Origin of the sequence: Mucilaginibacter sp. MD40 (genome assembly GCF_002288635.1) — a bacterium.
GTDB lineage: Bacteria > Bacteroidota > Bacteroidia > Sphingobacteriales > Sphingobacteriaceae > Mucilaginibacter.
Genome location: NZ_NRSW01000001.1, coordinates 968,620 through 984,231 on the forward strand (window position 1 = coordinate 968,620; position 15,612 = coordinate 984,231).

The window sequence follows — 15,612 nt, forward strand, 5'->3', positions numbered from 1 at the left end:
CACCATGAATTGTTTAGCAATTATAAACTTAGTTTATTAATTATAAACCAACATGGTGTTAAGCTTATTTTAAGCGTTGGCCTTGGCTTCAAAAAAATAAATCACCAGCATGGTTGCCTTGGTACTTCCCGTATTTGACGGTGTGTGCGCCATACGCCCGTCAAAAAGCATACTGTCGCCTTGACTTAAATGATAACGGCTATTATCGCCAAAAACATATTCTATCTGGCCGCTAATAATATACTTGTATTCATAGGCTTCGGTTTCTACCAGTGGGCGATTGGCGTTGGGCTCAAGCTCAAGCAATACAATGTCTACAGTAGAATCTTTTACATGCTGGGTAAATATCCTGTAGTAGTGGAAGCCATCGGCATGCTCCTTTTCAAAGTACTCGTATTCTTTTTTCCTTTTTATAATTAGCGGGAAGCTATTGTTTTTATGCCTGATGTCTTTAAAAAAAACATTTAGGTCTATATCAAGTGCTTTAACAATGTCTATGAGTACAATTAGCGAGGGAATGGTACGGCTATTTTCAATTTGTGAGATAAGGCCTTTGCTCACATTAGCGCGGGTGGCAAGTTCCTGTACGGTGATATTCTTCTCGCGTCGTTTTTCTTTTATACGGTTGCTTATTTGTATCAGCAGGTCGTCTTCCATCAGTAATTCAGGTTGGTTGTTAGGGCAAAGTATATAATATATAAACGTGCATCAAGTAATATTTTGCATATTTTTCAATTAAAAAAAGTATGATGCATACTTAACATAAAACTAATATGCAGTGCTTTTTTTTGTGAATACACAAGCCATGACTATTCACCAGCTATACAGCCCCGAAGAAATTGTAGATAAAGTGTTTGCCCTTTATGAGCAGCACGGTGACGAGGATTATATAGGCGAGCCTGTATCTCAGCTTGAACATATGGCACAGGCCGCGGCGCTGGCCGAGGCCGAGGGCTACGATGATGAAGTAGTGCTGGCCGCTTTTTTTCATGACATTGGCCATTTGTGCGCAGTTGAAGGCGAAGCCGAAAGCATGGAAGGCATGGGAAATGTAGACCACGAAAAGCTTGGTGCCGATTATTTGTTAAGCATGGGTTTCTCTAAACGCATGGCTGATCTGGTGCAGGCGCATGTGATAGCTAAAAGATACCTGACGTTTAAATACCCCGATTATTACGAAAAACTAACGCCGGCAAGCCGTGCCACACTTAATTTTCAGGGAGGGGTAATGTCTGCTGAGGAGGCCGCCGTTTTTGAGGCTAACCCGGATAAAGATCTTATTATCCGTTTCCGCTACTGGGACGACGAGGCCAAAGAACAACACGTACCGGTAACCAACATCGCCCGGTTAAAGCAAATGGCGCTTGATCATTTAAAGCGTAATAATTAAGCCCTCTAATGCTTGTATTAAGTTATTTTTAACATAGCGTAGTATAAATATTACTTCTTTTAGGCCTGCTTAACTTTCCGAACACACATCTTTAAAGTTTACTTAATTTAAACTTAGTTTATAAATAATACACATAGTTTAGTATTGCTGCTGATAAAATCAAACTCACATTAACAGATTTTAAAAGCAGATGAAACAAATTTACCTTAACTTAAACAGGCTGGTATTACTCATTGCCGCCTGCCTGTTTCCGGTGATGTTATTTGCACAAAGCAAAATAACAGGTACCGTAACAGATGAAACGAAGCAGCCTTTGCCTGGAGTAAGCGTAATGCTTAAAGGCTCAAGCCAGGGTACTACCACAGATGTTTACGGGCGGTTTATTATTAACGCCAGCCCCGGCCAAACATTAATATTCAAGTACCTGGGCTTTGCAGAACAGGAAGCTACCGTAGGCACCGCTAAAAATATGATCATTACCCTTAAAGGTGATAACAAAGCGCTTAACGAAGTAGTGGTTACCGCCCTGGGTGTAAAAAAAGAAACACGCCGCGTAGGTTACTCGGTACAAACCGTTAATGGCGAGGATATTACACTTGCCCGCGACCCTAACCCGATTACCGGCTTAACCGGTAAAGTAGCGGGCTTATCAGTTGGCCCATCGGCAGAGCTGTTGGGCGCGCCAAGCGTTAGGCTGCGTGGTAATGCCATATCACTATACGTGGTTGATGGTTTCCCTATCAATACGGATACGTACAACATTAGCCCTGATGATATTGAGAGTTATACCGTATTAAAAGGCCCTGCGGCGGCAGCCCTTTATGGTAACCGTGCATCATACGGTGCTATTCTTATCACCACTAAAAAAGGTAATAAGAATAAAAAAGGCCTTACCGTTGATGTAAACAGCAGTACAGTGATCAATGATGGCTTTTTGGCTTTCCCTCGCGTGCAGCACTCATTTGGTGCCGGTGAAAATACCTATTACAAATTTGTTGATGGTAAAGGTGGTGCACCAGGAGGTGTTGATGGTGACTATGACGTTTGGGGCCCTTACTTTGCCGGCCAGCTTATAGAGCAATATGATAGCCCGGTAATTAATGGTGTTCGCCAGGCAACACCTTACACCGCGCGTGGTGCTAATAACCTTAAAAACTTCTTGCGTACAGGTTATCAAACCAATAATAACGTTGCTTTGAGCGCTAATGGCGATAATTACAACATTCGCTTATCGGCATCACAGCAACACCAGAGCAGCTATATTCCTGAGCAATATCTGGATATTGCCAACGCGAATATTTACGCTTCTTTCAGCCCAAGCTCTCGCTGGAAATTTGAGGGTAACATTAACTTTAACCGCCAAACAACCGATAACTTCCCGGATGTACAATATGGCCCTAACAGTTTAATATACAACATTGCCGTTTGGACCGGTGCCGACTGGGACGTGAACGCACCGGATATTAAAGCCATTTGGCAGCCTGGTAAGGTAGGCGTGCAGTCGCAGTTCGCGGAGTACACCCGTTACCACAACCCTTGGTTAATGGTAAAAGAGTGGACCCGCGGCCATTACAAAAACAATACTACCGGCTACTTATCAGGCAACTACAAGATCAATAACAACCTGAACGTAACCCTGCGTTCGCAAATTGATACCTACGACCTCTTACGCACCGAAAAAATGCCTTATTCGGCTCACCCTTACGGCCGTGAAGGTAACATGGGCGATTATCGCGAAGACCGCCGCAACCTGTTTGACAACAACACAGAGCTGATGGTGAACTATGATTATACAGTTGCCAAATTCCTTAACCTTTCGGGTTTAATAGGGGGTAACATGCGTAACCTGAGCTACAACTCTAACTGGACGTCTACAGATTACCTGAACGTGCCGGGCGTATACTCTTTCAGCAACTCCATGAACCCGGTACAATCAACCAGTTTCAGGTCTGATATGCGGGTGTTGAGCGCTTATTATTCGTTAGATGCCAGCCTGGGTAAATATGCTACCATATCAAGTACAGGCCGTATTGATAAATCGTCAGCGTTCCAAACGCCTACTACCTATTACTATCCAAGCGTGTCAGTATCAACCGTACTGTCTGATTACATACAGCTGCCCGAAGTGATCAGCTTCCTGAAAGGCCGCGCTTCGTTCTCAAACATTCGTTCTGATGCTACCGCAACTACCATTGGCCCTGCGCCGTTTAACTCCATTACCGTATTTGATGGCAGCACAGGCGCGTCGTTGTACACCAACCCGCTGGGTTACGGTACTACCTATAACTCGCCATACAACGGCCCTTCTTATGCTTTAAACACTTCTTTCTCAACAAGCAAGCCTTACAATAGCCAAACGGCAGGTTTTGCAACAGATTACCTGTTTCAACAAGGTATCAAAACATCAACCCGTGTAAACTACGAGGAAGGTTTTGATATTAAATTTTTCCAGAATCGTTTGGGATTAAGCGCGACAGCATTCCAGTATATTGATGGTCCGCAGATCTTAGCCAACCCGATATCTACAGCAACAGGTTACACGGTTGAATATGTAAACGCGCTAAAAACCAAAAAAACAGGTTATGAGGGGTCATTGCAGGGTACACCTATCAAAAACCTGGGTGGTTTCTCATGGAATATCTTAGCCAACATCTCTACTTTTAAAGATGTTTATAAAGAGCTGCCTGCCGGCCAGGGTACTTATAACACCTTCTTTAAGGTAGGTGACCGTACCGATAAATTATACGGCTCTGCTTTCGTAAGAACGCCAGACGGACAGATCATCAATGATGCTGCAGGTAAACCTTTAGCTAAACCGGTTGCACAATATTTGGGTAATATGAATGCCAAATACGCATGGAGCGTTTACAACAAATTGCAGTACAAAAACTTTAGCCTGGGTTTCCAGTTTGATGGTTCTGTTGGTGGTGTTATTGTTGACTATATGCACAACAAAACCATGCGTGGTGGTGCCAACATAGAAACAGCCGAAGGCGCTCTGGGCGCTGCCCGTTACCAGGACTGGGCTAATTATGGCAAGGCCGGATATACAGGTAGCTACGTTGGCGAGGGTGTACAAATATCTAACGGAGGTGTAATTAACTACAATTCAAGCACAGGTGCAGTAATTAACTACGCCGACCTGAAATACGCACCTAACGCAACCAAAACCTTTGTACAGGATTATGTAAGTAAGTACTACGGTGTTGATGAAGCCAACCTGATGAGCAAAACCTTCTCTAAGCTGCGCGAAGTAACACTGGGCTTTGAAATTCCTAAGCAAATGCTGCAAAAAACCTTTATACAAAAAGCATCAGTTACCGTTTACGGCCGCAACCTGCTTTATTTCTATAAAGACAAACGCTTTAAAGATGTTGACCTTGACCAGTATAACTACGCGGCTGGTTTAACCGGCCTGCAATCGCCAACTGTGCGTAGCTATGGTTTAAACTTAAATGTATCATTCTAATCAACAGATAAGCAGTAAAAATGAAAACGATATTAAAAAAATATATACTGCCTGCAGCGCTGCTGCTTTCAGTAAGCAGCTGTAAAAAGAGCTTTAACGAGCTTACCCAAAATACCAACGTGCCTAATAGTGTACCTGCAGCGCTGCTATTTAATGGTATACTTACCAGCACCGCAGAATTGCCTGATGGCCAAAAAGAAGTATACGATCAGTACTACTTGTATAACTATGATTATTATGGTAATAATCGTTATGATTTTGGAAGTGGTGATAACTATTACTCTACACTGAAAAACGTAACGGTGATGGAACAACAGGCAGCGGCAACCGGCGGCGCGGCCATTAACCCTTACGAGGCTTTGGGTAAATTCTTCCGGGCTTACCTGTTTAGCAAAATGAGCCTGGAGATGGGCGATATCCCGATGACCGAGGCCTTGAAAGGATTAGGAAACCTGGAGCCCGCTTATGATCCGCAAAAAACGGTGATGCAGCAATCTTTAGATTGGCTGGAAAGCGCCAACAGCGATTTAGGCCAGCTAATTGCTAACCCCAGTGGCTTTGGTACCGGCGAAGGTGCTACGTTAAAGAACGACATTTATTTTGGCAACGATCTTAAGAAATGGCAGAAAACAGTAAACGCGTTATACATTCGTTTACTGGTGCAGTTAAGCAATAAAGCCTCCGATGCCGATTTAAAAGTACCTGCACGTTTCGCGGCTATCATGAGCAACCCTGCCAAATATCCTTTGATGGAAAGCGCTGCCGATAACATGCAGTATACTTTCGTGATACCTAATAACTACTATCCGATGAACCCGAATAATTTCGGCCAGAGCGGATCGCGTAAGAATATGTCATCAACCTACGTTGGCTTACTTACCTCGTTAAAAGACCCCCGGGTTTTTGTGACCGCAGAACCGGCCCGCGACCTGGTAGATAAGCAAAAGCAAAGCCCTACAGATTTTGCCTCATTTGTAGGCGCTGATCCGGGTTTGGACCAAGGTACCATGTACAACAATGCAGGTTTGCAAAAATATTCTTTCATTAACCGTAAGCGTTATTACTCTACCTATACCGGTGAGCCAAGCATACAAATAGGTTATCCTGAACTGATGTTTAACATTGCCGAAGGAATTACCCGTGGCTGGGCAGTTGGTAGCGCCGAAACTTTTTATCAAAACGGTATAAAGGCGTCAATGGCATCATACGGTATCCCTGAAAATGGCACATTCATCGCCTATTTCTATCGCCCGGGGTCAGATGATATACAGGCTTCAAAAAATTATGATGCGTATACCATAAATGTAGCCTTCAATGAATACTATAACCAGGCGGCAGTTAAGTATGAAACAGGTAATGCCGGTATCACCAAGATATTACAGCAAAAGTATATCGCGCTGTTCCGCCACTCAGGGTTGGAGTCATACTTCACCTATCGCCGTACTGGTGTGCCTAACTTTACCACAGGCCCGGGTACCGGTAACAGCTCCCGTATAGCTAAGCGCTTCCTCTATCCAAATTCTGAGCGTACAGCTAATACCAAGAACTACCAGAGCGCCCTGCAAAATCAGTTTGGTGGCAATGATGACATCAACGGAGTAATGTGGATTCTTAAATAATTGCTCATTTAATATAACGGCCATTCATATGAATGGCCGTTTTTTGTATATGTTATGAAAAAACTTGCACTATCATTATTATTATCAACGGCTATCTTCGGAGCGATTGCGCAAACGCATAAAACCCAAAACATAATTATTGTTACGCTGGATGGTATGCGCTGGCAGGAGGTGTTCCGCGGAGCCGACTCGACCTTGATAAACTCCAAGTACACGGATGATAAAAAAGCAGTTCAGCAAAAGTTTTGGGCTCCATCTGCTGATGAGCGGCGTAAAAAGCTGTTCCCCTTCCTGTGGTCGGTGGTGAGCAGCAAGGGCCAGATCTATGGCAACAGGGACAAGGGCAGCAAAGATGAAGTAGCCAACCCGTACCATTTTTCGTACCCGGGTTATAATGAGATATTCACCGGATTCCCGGATAAGCGTATGAATACCAATGACGCGGTTGCTAACCCAAATATGAACGTGCTTGAATTTATAAACAGGCAGAAGGGATTTGAAGGGAAAGTAGCCATTTTTTCATCATGGGAGCGTTTCCCCCAGATACTGAGTGTTGGCCGCTCGGGCCTCCCGGTATATTCTGGTTATGCCGATGTAAAAGCGCCAGGCAAGAACACCCGCCTGGAGTTCCTGAACGAAATGCAGCATGAGGTACCTAAATACCTGGGCGACTCAACCCGGTCTGATTTTATTACCTACGAGTTTACCAAAGAGTACCTGAAACAGAACAAGCCACGTGTGCTGTACATGGCTTTTGATGAGACGGATGATATGGCTCACGATGGTAATTACAAAGCTTACCTGGAGCGTGCGCAACAGGAGGATGGTTACATTAAAACGCTATGGGATATGGTACAGCGCGACCCGATGTACAAGGATAAGACCACCCTGCTGATCACCTGCGACCATGGCCGGGGAGATACTTCACTTGATGCTTGGCGTGGACATGGTGCCGATGTGCAGCATTCCGAGCAAACCTGGTTCGCGGTAATTGGCCCGGATACGGCGCCCAAAGGAGAGATTGCAGATCAAAGCACTACCTATCACAAGCAACTTGCGCAAACCATAGCGCAGCTGCTTGGCGTCAATTTCCAGAAAAATGCCGGGCATGAAGTTGGCGAGGCCATTACTACCGTTATCAAATAAGATAAACAGTTAACTAAATAAGAAAGGCGGCAATTAGCCGCCTTTCTTATTTAAGTCTAACACTATTGTTTTGGCTGATTCTCCGGCGCTTTGCCTATCAAATCCATAAACTGGTCGAGTTTAGGGGTGATGATGATCTGGGTGCGCCTGTTTTGCGCACGACCGCTTGGGGTGCTGTTATCAGCAATCGGGTTGTACTCACCACGGCCTCCAGCGGTTAAGCGCTTAGGGTCAACCTGGTAATTGTTTTGAAGGGCTTGTACCACAGAAGATGCCCGCAACGTACTCAAATCCCAGTTATTGCGGATGTTTTTCTGCACAATAGGCACGTTATCGGTATTACCTTCAACCAGCACATCATAGTTGCTGTAGTCTGTAATGATCTTGGCAATTTTAGCCAGGGTTGCGCCAGCCTTGTCAGATATTTCATAACTGCCTGATTTGTATAGCATATTGTCGGCAAGTGATATATAAACCACCCCCTTAAGCACCTGTATATCCACACCCTGTGCTTCCTGTGCGCTTAAGGAGCGGGTTAGGTTATTGGTAAGCACCATATTGAGCGAGTCGCTTTTATTTTTGGCGTTCACCAGTTCCTGTATGTAGCGGTTGGACCGGTTGATCTCGTCGACCAGTTTTGAAATATTGATATTGCCCTGCCCGTTAGAGGATAAACACTTGTCAAGCGCGCTTTGCAACTGCTTATTGTTGGCCCGCTCGGAAGCCAACTGGTCGTCGAGGCTTTTTATTCTATCGCTGGCGACTGCGTAATTTCGCTCGGTAAGCAGGTATTTGCCTCGCAACTCGCGGGTATTGCTGTCAAGGCGGTTATAGCTGGCCTGTAAGTCGTTGTATTTTTTATTACTTACGCAGCCGGAAACAGCGATGGCCGCTGTAAGTAGTACCGGAAATAACATTTTGATTTTCATGGTGTTAATGTATTTTGTTAAAAATCCAAACTTATCAATGTGTTAACCACTAATATGTTTAAAGGTTTTTAACGCCTTAAGCTCAAACAAATTATTTGAAACAAAAACCATATCATTGCGTTTAGAGAGTTTACTCGCGGTGTATACTCGCAATAATATACTAATTTATGAAAAAAACACTGACACTCCTTTGCACCTCTTTTGTAATATTATTTAGTGCCTGCACAAAAAGCGGAGAAACACCACAGCTATCAGATAGCAACTGGACTTTTAACGGGGTTATCCACTTTGCTACCACTTCAAACAGGTTAGAGGCATCGGGTACCAACGCGGCGTACGTTAACTTTACTGATAAAAATAAAGACCGTAACGGAACGCTGACCGTGTTTTTTAAGGCATTGCCACGTGTTAACGCTTCGTATACTATTGTTAGAAGTTCTGCTGCATTATCAGATACGCAATGCGCTATTACCACAAGTGACGCAACCGGTACAGGTTTTATATTTTCAGGTACCACGACCGCGTCTGTACAGGTAAGCTTTGTGGATGGAAAAATAAAAATAGACATCCCGTCTATTGCCATGAGCACGGCTGCTGGTTCAGAAAATTATACCTTACAAGGCTCAGTTTACGAGCGCTAAGAACGATAAAAAAGAAGGCCCGCACATGCGGGCCTTCTTTTTTATAAAAACTCTGATATAGGTTCGGCAACCAGGGCATTACCAGCTTTATCCAGGTATGTACAATACATAGACCGGGTATCAACCACCCACCTTTCAACCCCGCATTCGGCGCATAGCCTGCAAAAAGTAAAAAAATCTGAATAACCCTGCTGGTGTTGGCGTATACACTGCTGCAGGGCATCGGCATTTCCATTATCGTTGATACTTTGAGGATGATACTTAGCCTCTCCGCTCAATTCATAATCGCCGGCACCTGTATATACGGTAGCACCGTTAGCCACATAAAAAGTATAGTATAAAAGGCCCGCTTTTTTTATTTCCTGCACATAAGCCGGGAAGTCGGCACCGCTTTTAACCTTACTGTGAGCGGCTTGCATTTGTTGTATTGTAAACATGCGTAAATTGTAAAAGCGATTATTTAATTCCGGGTATATTTTAATTGGAGCTATCAGCGTCGTTCTCTGAGATCACCAAATGTTTTACATAAGGTTGCAACGCGGTACATGGCTTTTGGATCTCAAATCTCACCTTATAAATATACTAAACTTACAAAAGCCACGTATGGTTTATTTGCCTATGATGGCCATTGTTAATACCTTGGCTGCACATCAATGATTATATATGGAAAACTTGCTTGCAAGCAATATAGCCGATACTTTCTTAACCCAATTACAGTGTCCGCAGTGCGGTGCTGTGTACGCTGCATCTGATCTCAATACGGTGTGCAGAACTGAGGGCTGCCACAGCACCCTTTTTGCCCATTATAATACCACTGTACATTTTGACAAAAGCGTGCTGAGGTTGCGCCCTGCCAATATGTGGCGTTACCGGGAAATTCTGCCGGTAACTAACCCTGCAAATATAGTGACGCTGGGAGAGGGCTTCACCCCGATAATACCAATAGTCAATTCCCCAAATGTAACGGAGGGAAACGAGTTGCTCATTAAAAATGAGGCAGGCAATCCTACAGGATCCTTTAAAGCCAGAGGGATAAGCATGGCGGTGTCAAAAGCGAAGGAACTGGGAGTAAAAACCATTGCTATACCCACTGCGGGGAACGCAGGAGGGGCCTTGTCGGCCTACGCGGCAAGGGCGGGCATAAAGGCAGTAGTGTATATGCCCCAATTAACACCCGCTTTATTTAAAGATGAATGCCGTTTATACGGGGCTGATTTAGTTGAGGTAGACGGTAATATTAGCGACTGCGGCAAACTGATCCACGATCAGGCGGCAGAAAAGGGCTGGTTTCCCATATCAACCCTACGTGAACCCTATCGCCTGGAGGGTAAGAAGACAATGGGTTATGAAATTGCTGAACAACTGAACTGGCAACTGCCAGATGTTATATGTTACCCCACTGGCGGCGGTACAGGCCTTATTGGTATATGGAAAGCATTTGATGAGATGGAGCAGCTGGGCTGGATAGGCTCTGAACGCCCGCGCATGGTAGCCGTACAGTCTGAAAGCTGTAATGGAATAGTGAATGCCATTGACAACAACAGCGACAGTGCCAGTTTTATTGATGGTGGCTTCACCATAGCCAATGGGTTAAGGGTGCCTAAATCTTACGCTGATAGGATCATCATTAAGGTGCTGAGAGAAAGCCGGGGAACAGCTATAGCTATTAGCGACAGGGAGATGCAAGCAGGAGTAAGGGAACTGGCTATAAATGAAGGCCTATTTGTGGCACCGGAAGGCGCGGCTTTATGGCAGGCATATAAAAAGTTAAAGGCCTCGGGATGGATTAATTATGGCGAGCGTGTTGTACTGGTTAACACGGGCAGCGGCTATAAATACCTGGAAAACATTGACAGGCACTGGTAAATCTCTCCCTGTATATTGTCGTTATCGGCCCTTGTCTCAGGTATTTTACCACCTTATATTTACTTCTACAGGCTGTTATTGAGTTGCATTAATAGCTTGCCTTTTTGAATGGTTAAATAAATTAAAGTACTTATTATGCTTAAAGAATCAAAGGCGTTTAGCGGCTTCTCTGTAGATGATATTGGCGCGGCCGAAAAGTTTTACGGGCAAACGCTCGGACTTGAAGTTACAAGAGATAGTGAAATGGATGGCATACTTTATCTGAAAATAGCGGGCAATAACAATCACACATTAATTTATAACAAACCCAATCATCAGCCAGCTACTTACACTATTTTAAACTTTCCGGTAAGCGATATTCTATCTGCTGTTCGGGGACTAAAGGAGCGCGGAGTACAGTTCGAGAGCTATAATGGTGAGTATATTAAAACAGATGAAGATAACATTCAACGTGGAGGAGGGCCGTTAATTTCATGGTTTAAGGATCCCGCCGGAAATTTCCTTTCTGTAATACAAATCTGATAGGGTTGACTTCTCCTATTGGTTAAATTTGTAAAACCATCGGTTGTTGTCGCATGTTGTTATAGGCATGCTGGCTTTGCCCCGTAGCCGCTAAAAACCATAACAACCACCCATGAGCCTGAAAAAATATGCTGAAAAGCGGGATTTTAATAAAACCGCTGAACCTCAAGCCGGTAAAAGTAAGGACAAAAACAAACTCATGTTTGTAGTTCAAAAGCACGATGCGTCTCACTTGCATTACGATTTTAGGCTGGAGATGGATAGCGTGCTTAAAAGCTGGGCTGTACCTAAGGGCCCATCTCTCGATCCTAAAAATAAGCGGTTGGCGATGATGGTGGAAGATCATCCGTTTGACTACCGTAATTTTGAAGGTATCATTCCGCAAGGTGAATATGGCGGCGGTACAGTGATTGTTTGGGACCAGGGGACTTATGAACCAATTGAAGAAATAAAGGGGAAAAAAGCTCAGGAGAAGCACCTTTTAAAGCAATTAAAAACAGGTTCGCTTAAAGTTAAACTTCATGGCGAAAAACTGGAGGGCGAGTTTGCCCTGGTAAAAACCCATGGCATGGGCGAAAATGGATGGCTGCTGATCAAGCATAAGGACGAATTTGCCTCCGGTAAAGACATTACTAAAGAAGATAAATCTGTATTGTCTGGCAAAACCATTGCCGCCATGGAAAAAACTGGAGACAAGGTGTGGACTGAGGGAGGGGAGCACGAGCTAAAAAAGGAAGTAAAAAAATCCCCATCAAAAAAAAAGACAACGCCATCGAAAGCAGATGATGCTATTGAAGAAATGGCCAATGAGCAACCCGAGGAAAACATTGATACAGCAGCCATACTTAAAAAAGCACCCCAAAGCAAAACTCCTACAGGTATAAAACCGATGTTAGCTACACTGGTTAATGAGCCCTTTGATGACCCTGACTGGATATACGAGATAAAGTGGGATGGTTACAGGGCTCTATCATTCATTAACAAAGGCCAGGTAGAGATTTTTTCACGTAATAACAAAAGCTTTAATGAAAAATATTACCCGCTTGCGCGTTTATTGGCAGGGTGGGACATCAATGCGGTGGTTGATGGTGAGATCTTGGTTTTAAACGACAAAGGCGTATCAGATTTTGGAGCCCTGCAAAACTGGCGTAGTGAAGCTGACGGTGAACTGGTGTACTATATATTTGATATTTTATGGTACAATGGCAAAGACCTTACGAGCCTGCCGCTTAGCCAAAGGCAGGCCATACTAAAAGAAGTTATTCCGGATAATGACGACCGGGTACGCCTGAGCCAGACTTTTAAAGCCAACGGTACGGAGTTTTTTGAGGCTGCCCGCAAAATTGGCCTTGAAGGTATTATGGCTAAAAAGGCAAGCAGCACTTACATACCTGATAGCCGCTCAAAAGAATGGCTTAAAATAAAGATCAACAAAAGGCAGGAGGTAGTAATAGGCGGCTTTACGCGTAATGAGGGCACATCTAAACAATTTAGCTCATTGTTGCTGGGTGTTTACGAGGGAGATAAGTTGCAATATGTAGGGAAAGTAGGTACTGGCTTTTCTGATAAGCTGCAAAAGGAAATGATGGGGTTGTTTAAGCCATTAATCGTAAACGATAGCCCGTTTGGATTTGAGCCCGATGTCAATAAACCATCCCGTTTTCGCCCTAATCCGCCTAAAGCAAAGGCTACATGGCTAAAGCCCGAACTGGTATGTGAGATCAGTTTTGCTGAAGTAACCAGCGATGGCGTTTTCAGGCACCCCTCATTTGAAGGTATGCGGGTTGATAAAAAAGCCAAGGACGTAGTACGTGAAATTGCCGGCGAAACCGATGAAATTGTAGAACACTCAACCGAAAATGAAAAAGAGGAGAAATTGGTAAAAGCACCTTCAGCAAATACCAAACGCACGCTTCTAAACCCTAACGAAGAAACACAGGTAAAAAAAATATGCGGACACGACCTTAAGTTTACCCACCTCAGTAAAGTGTACTGGCCAGCCGAGGGGATTACCAAGCGGGACATGTTCAATTATTATTACCAGATCGCTGAGTACATATTACCCTATTTAAAAGACAGGCCCCAGTCACTCAACCGTTTCCCGAATGGTATAAAAGGTTCAAGTTTTTACCAGAAAGATGTGAAAGGGAAATCGCCCGACTGGGTACGCACTTTCCCGTATACTACCAGCGACGGCGAGCATAAGGAATATTTGGTAGGGCATGATGAGGCAACACTTTTATGGATGGCATCGTTGGGTTGTATTGAAATGAACCCCTGGTTTAGCCGTATTAATGCACCTGATAATCCTGACTATTGCGTTATTGACCTTGACCCGGACAAAAATACCTTCGATCAGGTAATTAGCGCGGCGCAGGAAGTTAAAAAGGTTTTAGACGCTATTGATGTACCTGCATGCTGCAAAACATCCGGGTCTACAGGGATGCACATCTATATACCGCTTGGCGCGAAATATGATTATGACCAATCGCAAATGTTTGCACGACTCATTGTAAACATTGTACATCAGCAGATTCCCGATTATACCTCGCTTGAGCGTATGGTAAAAAACAGGGATGGTAAAATGTATCTTGATTTTTTACAGAACAGGCCCGGTGCTACTATAGCCGGCCCTTATTCGCTCAGGCCGAAACCTGGTGCTACAGTTTCTATGCCCTTACACTGGGATGAGCTAAAACCCGGACTTACCATGGAGCAATTTAATATTAAAAGTGCCGTTGAACGTGCGCGTAGCGAAGGCGACTTATTTAAAGGAGTGCTTAATAAAGGAATAGACCTGTTAAAGACCATAGAAAAAGCCAAAAGCATATTTGATGTGTAATCAATAGCTTTTGGCTTCAGCCATTATGCGGCGGCAATTTGCATTTTAACTTTATTGATCAGCGCCGTCATATCAAACGGTTTTTGCAGCACATCATCCGGGGCGCCATTTTGCGAAAGGGCATCTTCCAGATCATCTTCTCCAGAACAAATGATCACCGGCACGTCGCTTGTCTCTTTATTCATCTTCAGTACCTTGCAAATATCTTTGCCGTTCAATCCCGGCATGCATGCATCCATTATTAACAAATCCGGGTGCTTGCCCTTAACTTCTTCAATCACACGTTCGCCATCATTTAGTGAGTAAACGTCATATCCGCAATTCTTAAGTATGTAACTCATTACTTCTACAATGAGTTCATTATCGTCAACAATTAATATTCTCTTTGCCATCTCTGTATCTTCCTCTACTACAGCCGCGTTGCAAAGCCTGTGCCGAATTATGCAGCAGGTTAAAAATTAACTTAAAAACAAAAGCGGGATAGTTATCTATCCCGCTTTTGTTAATGTGTGTATAATTAATTAAACATGTATAAACAGTTCTTCCTTAGCCCGGCGTACTTTGGCTAATTGCGCGTAGTCATCGTCACTGGCACGAGAACCTACGGTAGTAATAACGGTTGCGGTTAAACCCTTTTCAGTCAAATTTAAAATATCATTATAACGCGCAGCATCAAAACCTTCCATAGGGCAGGCATCTATACTTTGTTCAGATGCGGCGGCTAATAAAACGCCCAGTGCTATGTACGCCTGCTTTTGAGCCCATGTTGTGAGTTCCTCTTTTGTGCGACTATTGATGGTACCAAGCACCATGCCTTCGAAACCGGCAAGGCTTTCACGCGGGATGTTACGTATAGCGGCAGTGCTATCCATGTATTTTTTTACAAAGTCTTCATTGATATTGGTTTCAACTGCGAAAACAATTAATTGAGAAGCATCTGTAATTTGAGTTTGTCCGTAGGATGCTTCTTTTAAACGCTCACGTACAATGGGGTCCTCAACTACTAAAATGCGGTAAGGCTGCAACCCATATGAAGATGGCGCCAGCTGAATAGCGTCTAAAATATAACCTAATTTTTCGGAAGCAATTTTTTGAGTATTGTCGAATTTTTTGGTGGCATAGCGCCATTTTAATTTATCTACTAATGACATTTTTTTCTGATTTAATGGGACAAATATATATGTTGCA

At 43.8% G+C, this 15,612-nt stretch carries 13 protein-coding genes; 8 read left to right on the top strand and 5 right to left on the bottom strand.

Annotated features, from left to right (window positions below; translation table 11 throughout):
- Window positions 1-69: 69 nt before the first annotated feature.
- Window positions 70-657 carry a helix-turn-helix domain-containing protein gene (locus tag CKK33_RS04380; protein WP_095702940.1) on the bottom strand — a complete coding sequence of 196 codons (588 nt, stop codon included), beginning with the start codon at window positions 655-657 and terminating at the stop codon, window positions 70-72.
- A 148-nt stretch (window positions 658-805) separates the two neighbouring features.
- Between CKK33_RS04380 and CKK33_RS04385 the strand changes: the two genes are divergently transcribed.
- The 4 genes from CKK33_RS04385 (at window position 806) to CKK33_RS04400 (ending at window position 7,624) form a co-directional block, all read left to right on the top strand.
- A complete protein-coding gene (locus tag CKK33_RS04385; protein ID WP_095702941.1) occupies window positions 806-1,390 on the top strand; it encodes an HDIG domain-containing metalloprotein in 585 nt (194 codons plus the stop codon).
- Between the two features lie 190 nt (window positions 1,391-1,580).
- The gene (locus CKK33_RS04390; RefSeq protein WP_095702942.1) at window positions 1,581-4,859 is read left to right on the top strand and encodes a SusC/RagA family TonB-linked outer membrane protein; all 3,279 of its coding nucleotides are present in this window, start codon (window positions 1,581-1,583) and stop codon (window positions 4,857-4,859) included.
- A 20-nt stretch (window positions 4,860-4,879) separates the two neighbouring features.
- On the top strand, window positions 4,880-6,478 hold the full coding sequence (locus CKK33_RS04395) for a SusD/RagB family nutrient-binding outer membrane lipoprotein (RefSeq protein WP_095702943.1): 1,599 nt from the start codon (window positions 4,880-4,882) through the stop codon (window positions 6,476-6,478).
- 54 nt (window positions 6,479-6,532) lie between these two features.
- Window positions 6,533-7,624, top strand: coding sequence for an alkaline phosphatase family protein (locus tag CKK33_RS04400; protein ID WP_095702944.1), 1,092 nt, complete (start codon window positions 6,533-6,535; stop codon window positions 7,622-7,624).
- 62 nt (window positions 7,625-7,686) lie between these two features.
- Here CKK33_RS04400 and CKK33_RS04405 read toward each other — a convergent pair whose 3' ends face one another.
- Window positions 7,687-8,553 (bottom strand): flagellar motor protein MotB, encoded by an 867-nt coding sequence (locus CKK33_RS04405; RefSeq protein ID WP_095702945.1) that lies wholly within the window; start codon window positions 8,551-8,553, stop codon window positions 7,687-7,689.
- 167 nt (window positions 8,554-8,720) lie between these two features.
- On the opposite strand from CKK33_RS04405, the gene CKK33_RS04410 reads away from it, so the two are divergent.
- Window positions 8,721-9,194, top strand: coding sequence for a hypothetical protein (locus CKK33_RS04410; RefSeq protein ID WP_095702946.1), 474 nt, complete (start codon window positions 8,721-8,723; stop codon window positions 9,192-9,194).
- Window positions 9,195-9,235: 41 nt separating this feature from the next.
- Here the strand turns inward: CKK33_RS04410 and CKK33_RS04415 are convergent, their stop codons facing one another.
- On the bottom strand, window positions 9,236-9,631 hold the full coding sequence (locus CKK33_RS04415; protein ID WP_095702947.1) for a DUF1398 domain-containing protein: 396 nt from the start codon (window positions 9,629-9,631) through the stop codon (window positions 9,236-9,238).
- A 226-nt stretch (window positions 9,632-9,857) separates the two neighbouring features.
- Here CKK33_RS04415 and CKK33_RS04420 point away from each other — a divergent pair, with 226 nt between their 5' ends.
- From CKK33_RS04420 to ligD, 3 genes are all read left to right on the top strand, one after another.
- Window positions 9,858-11,060 (top strand): threonine synthase, encoded by a 1,203-nt coding sequence (locus CKK33_RS04420; RefSeq protein ID WP_095702948.1) that lies wholly within the window; start codon window positions 9,858-9,860, stop codon window positions 11,058-11,060.
- Window positions 11,061-11,195: 135 nt separating this feature from the next.
- On the top strand, window positions 11,196-11,582 hold the full coding sequence (locus tag CKK33_RS04425) for a VOC family protein (RefSeq protein ID WP_095702949.1): 387 nt from the start codon (window positions 11,196-11,198) through the stop codon (window positions 11,580-11,582).
- A 112-nt stretch (window positions 11,583-11,694) separates the two neighbouring features.
- A complete protein-coding gene (gene ligD / locus CKK33_RS04430) occupies window positions 11,695-14,424 on the top strand; it encodes a DNA ligase D (protein WP_095702950.1) in 2,730 nt (909 codons plus the stop codon).
- 23 nt (window positions 14,425-14,447) lie between these two features.
- Here the strand turns inward: ligD and CKK33_RS04435 are convergent, their stop codons facing one another.
- Window positions 14,448-14,816: a PleD family two-component system response regulator gene (locus CKK33_RS04435; RefSeq protein ID WP_095702951.1), complete on the bottom strand. Its 369-nt coding sequence runs from the start codon at window positions 14,814-14,816 to the stop codon at window positions 14,448-14,450.
- Between the two features lie 129 nt (window positions 14,817-14,945).
- A complete protein-coding gene (locus CKK33_RS04440; protein ID WP_095702952.1) occupies window positions 14,946-15,575 on the bottom strand; it encodes an NAD(P)H-dependent oxidoreductase in 630 nt (209 codons plus the stop codon).
- Window positions 15,576-15,612: the final 37 nt, after the last annotated feature.

Coding starts and splice junctions, on each gene's coding strand:
- CKK33_RS04420 (WP_095702948.1), top strand. CDS start 9,858: ATGGAAAACTTGCTTGCAAGCAATATAGCCGATACTTTCTTAACCCAA.
- ligD (WP_095702950.1), top strand. CDS start 11,695: ATGAGCCTGAAAAAATATGCTGAAAAGCGGGATTTTAATAAAACCGCT.
- CKK33_RS04405 (WP_095702945.1), bottom strand. CDS start 8,553: ATGAAAATCAAAATGTTATTTCCGGTACTACTTACAGCGGCCATCGCT.
- CKK33_RS04435 (WP_095702951.1), bottom strand. CDS start 14,816: ATGGCAAAGAGAATATTAATTGTTGACGATAATGAACTCATTGTAGAA.
- CKK33_RS04390 (WP_095702942.1), top strand. CDS start 1,581: ATGAAACAAATTTACCTTAACTTAAACAGGCTGGTATTACTCATTGCC.
- CKK33_RS04395 (WP_095702943.1), top strand. CDS start 4,880: ATGAAAACGATATTAAAAAAATATATACTGCCTGCAGCGCTGCTGCTT.
- CKK33_RS04425 (WP_095702949.1), top strand. CDS start 11,196: ATGCTTAAAGAATCAAAGGCGTTTAGCGGCTTCTCTGTAGATGATATT.
- CKK33_RS04400 (WP_095702944.1), top strand. CDS start 6,533: ATGAAAAAACTTGCACTATCATTATTATTATCAACGGCTATCTTCGGA.
- CKK33_RS04415 (WP_095702947.1), bottom strand. CDS start 9,631: ATGTTTACAATACAACAAATGCAAGCCGCTCACAGTAAGGTTAAAAGC.
- CKK33_RS04440 (WP_095702952.1), bottom strand. CDS start 15,575: ATGTCATTAGTAGATAAATTAAAATGGCGCTATGCCACCAAAAAATTC.
- CKK33_RS04410 (WP_095702946.1), top strand. CDS start 8,721: ATGAAAAAAACACTGACACTCCTTTGCACCTCTTTTGTAATATTATTT.
- CKK33_RS04380 (WP_095702940.1), bottom strand. CDS start 657: ATGGAAGACGACCTGCTGATACAAATAAGCAACCGTATAAAAGAAAAA.
- CKK33_RS04385 (WP_095702941.1), top strand. CDS start 806: ATGACTATTCACCAGCTATACAGCCCCGAAGAAATTGTAGATAAAGTG.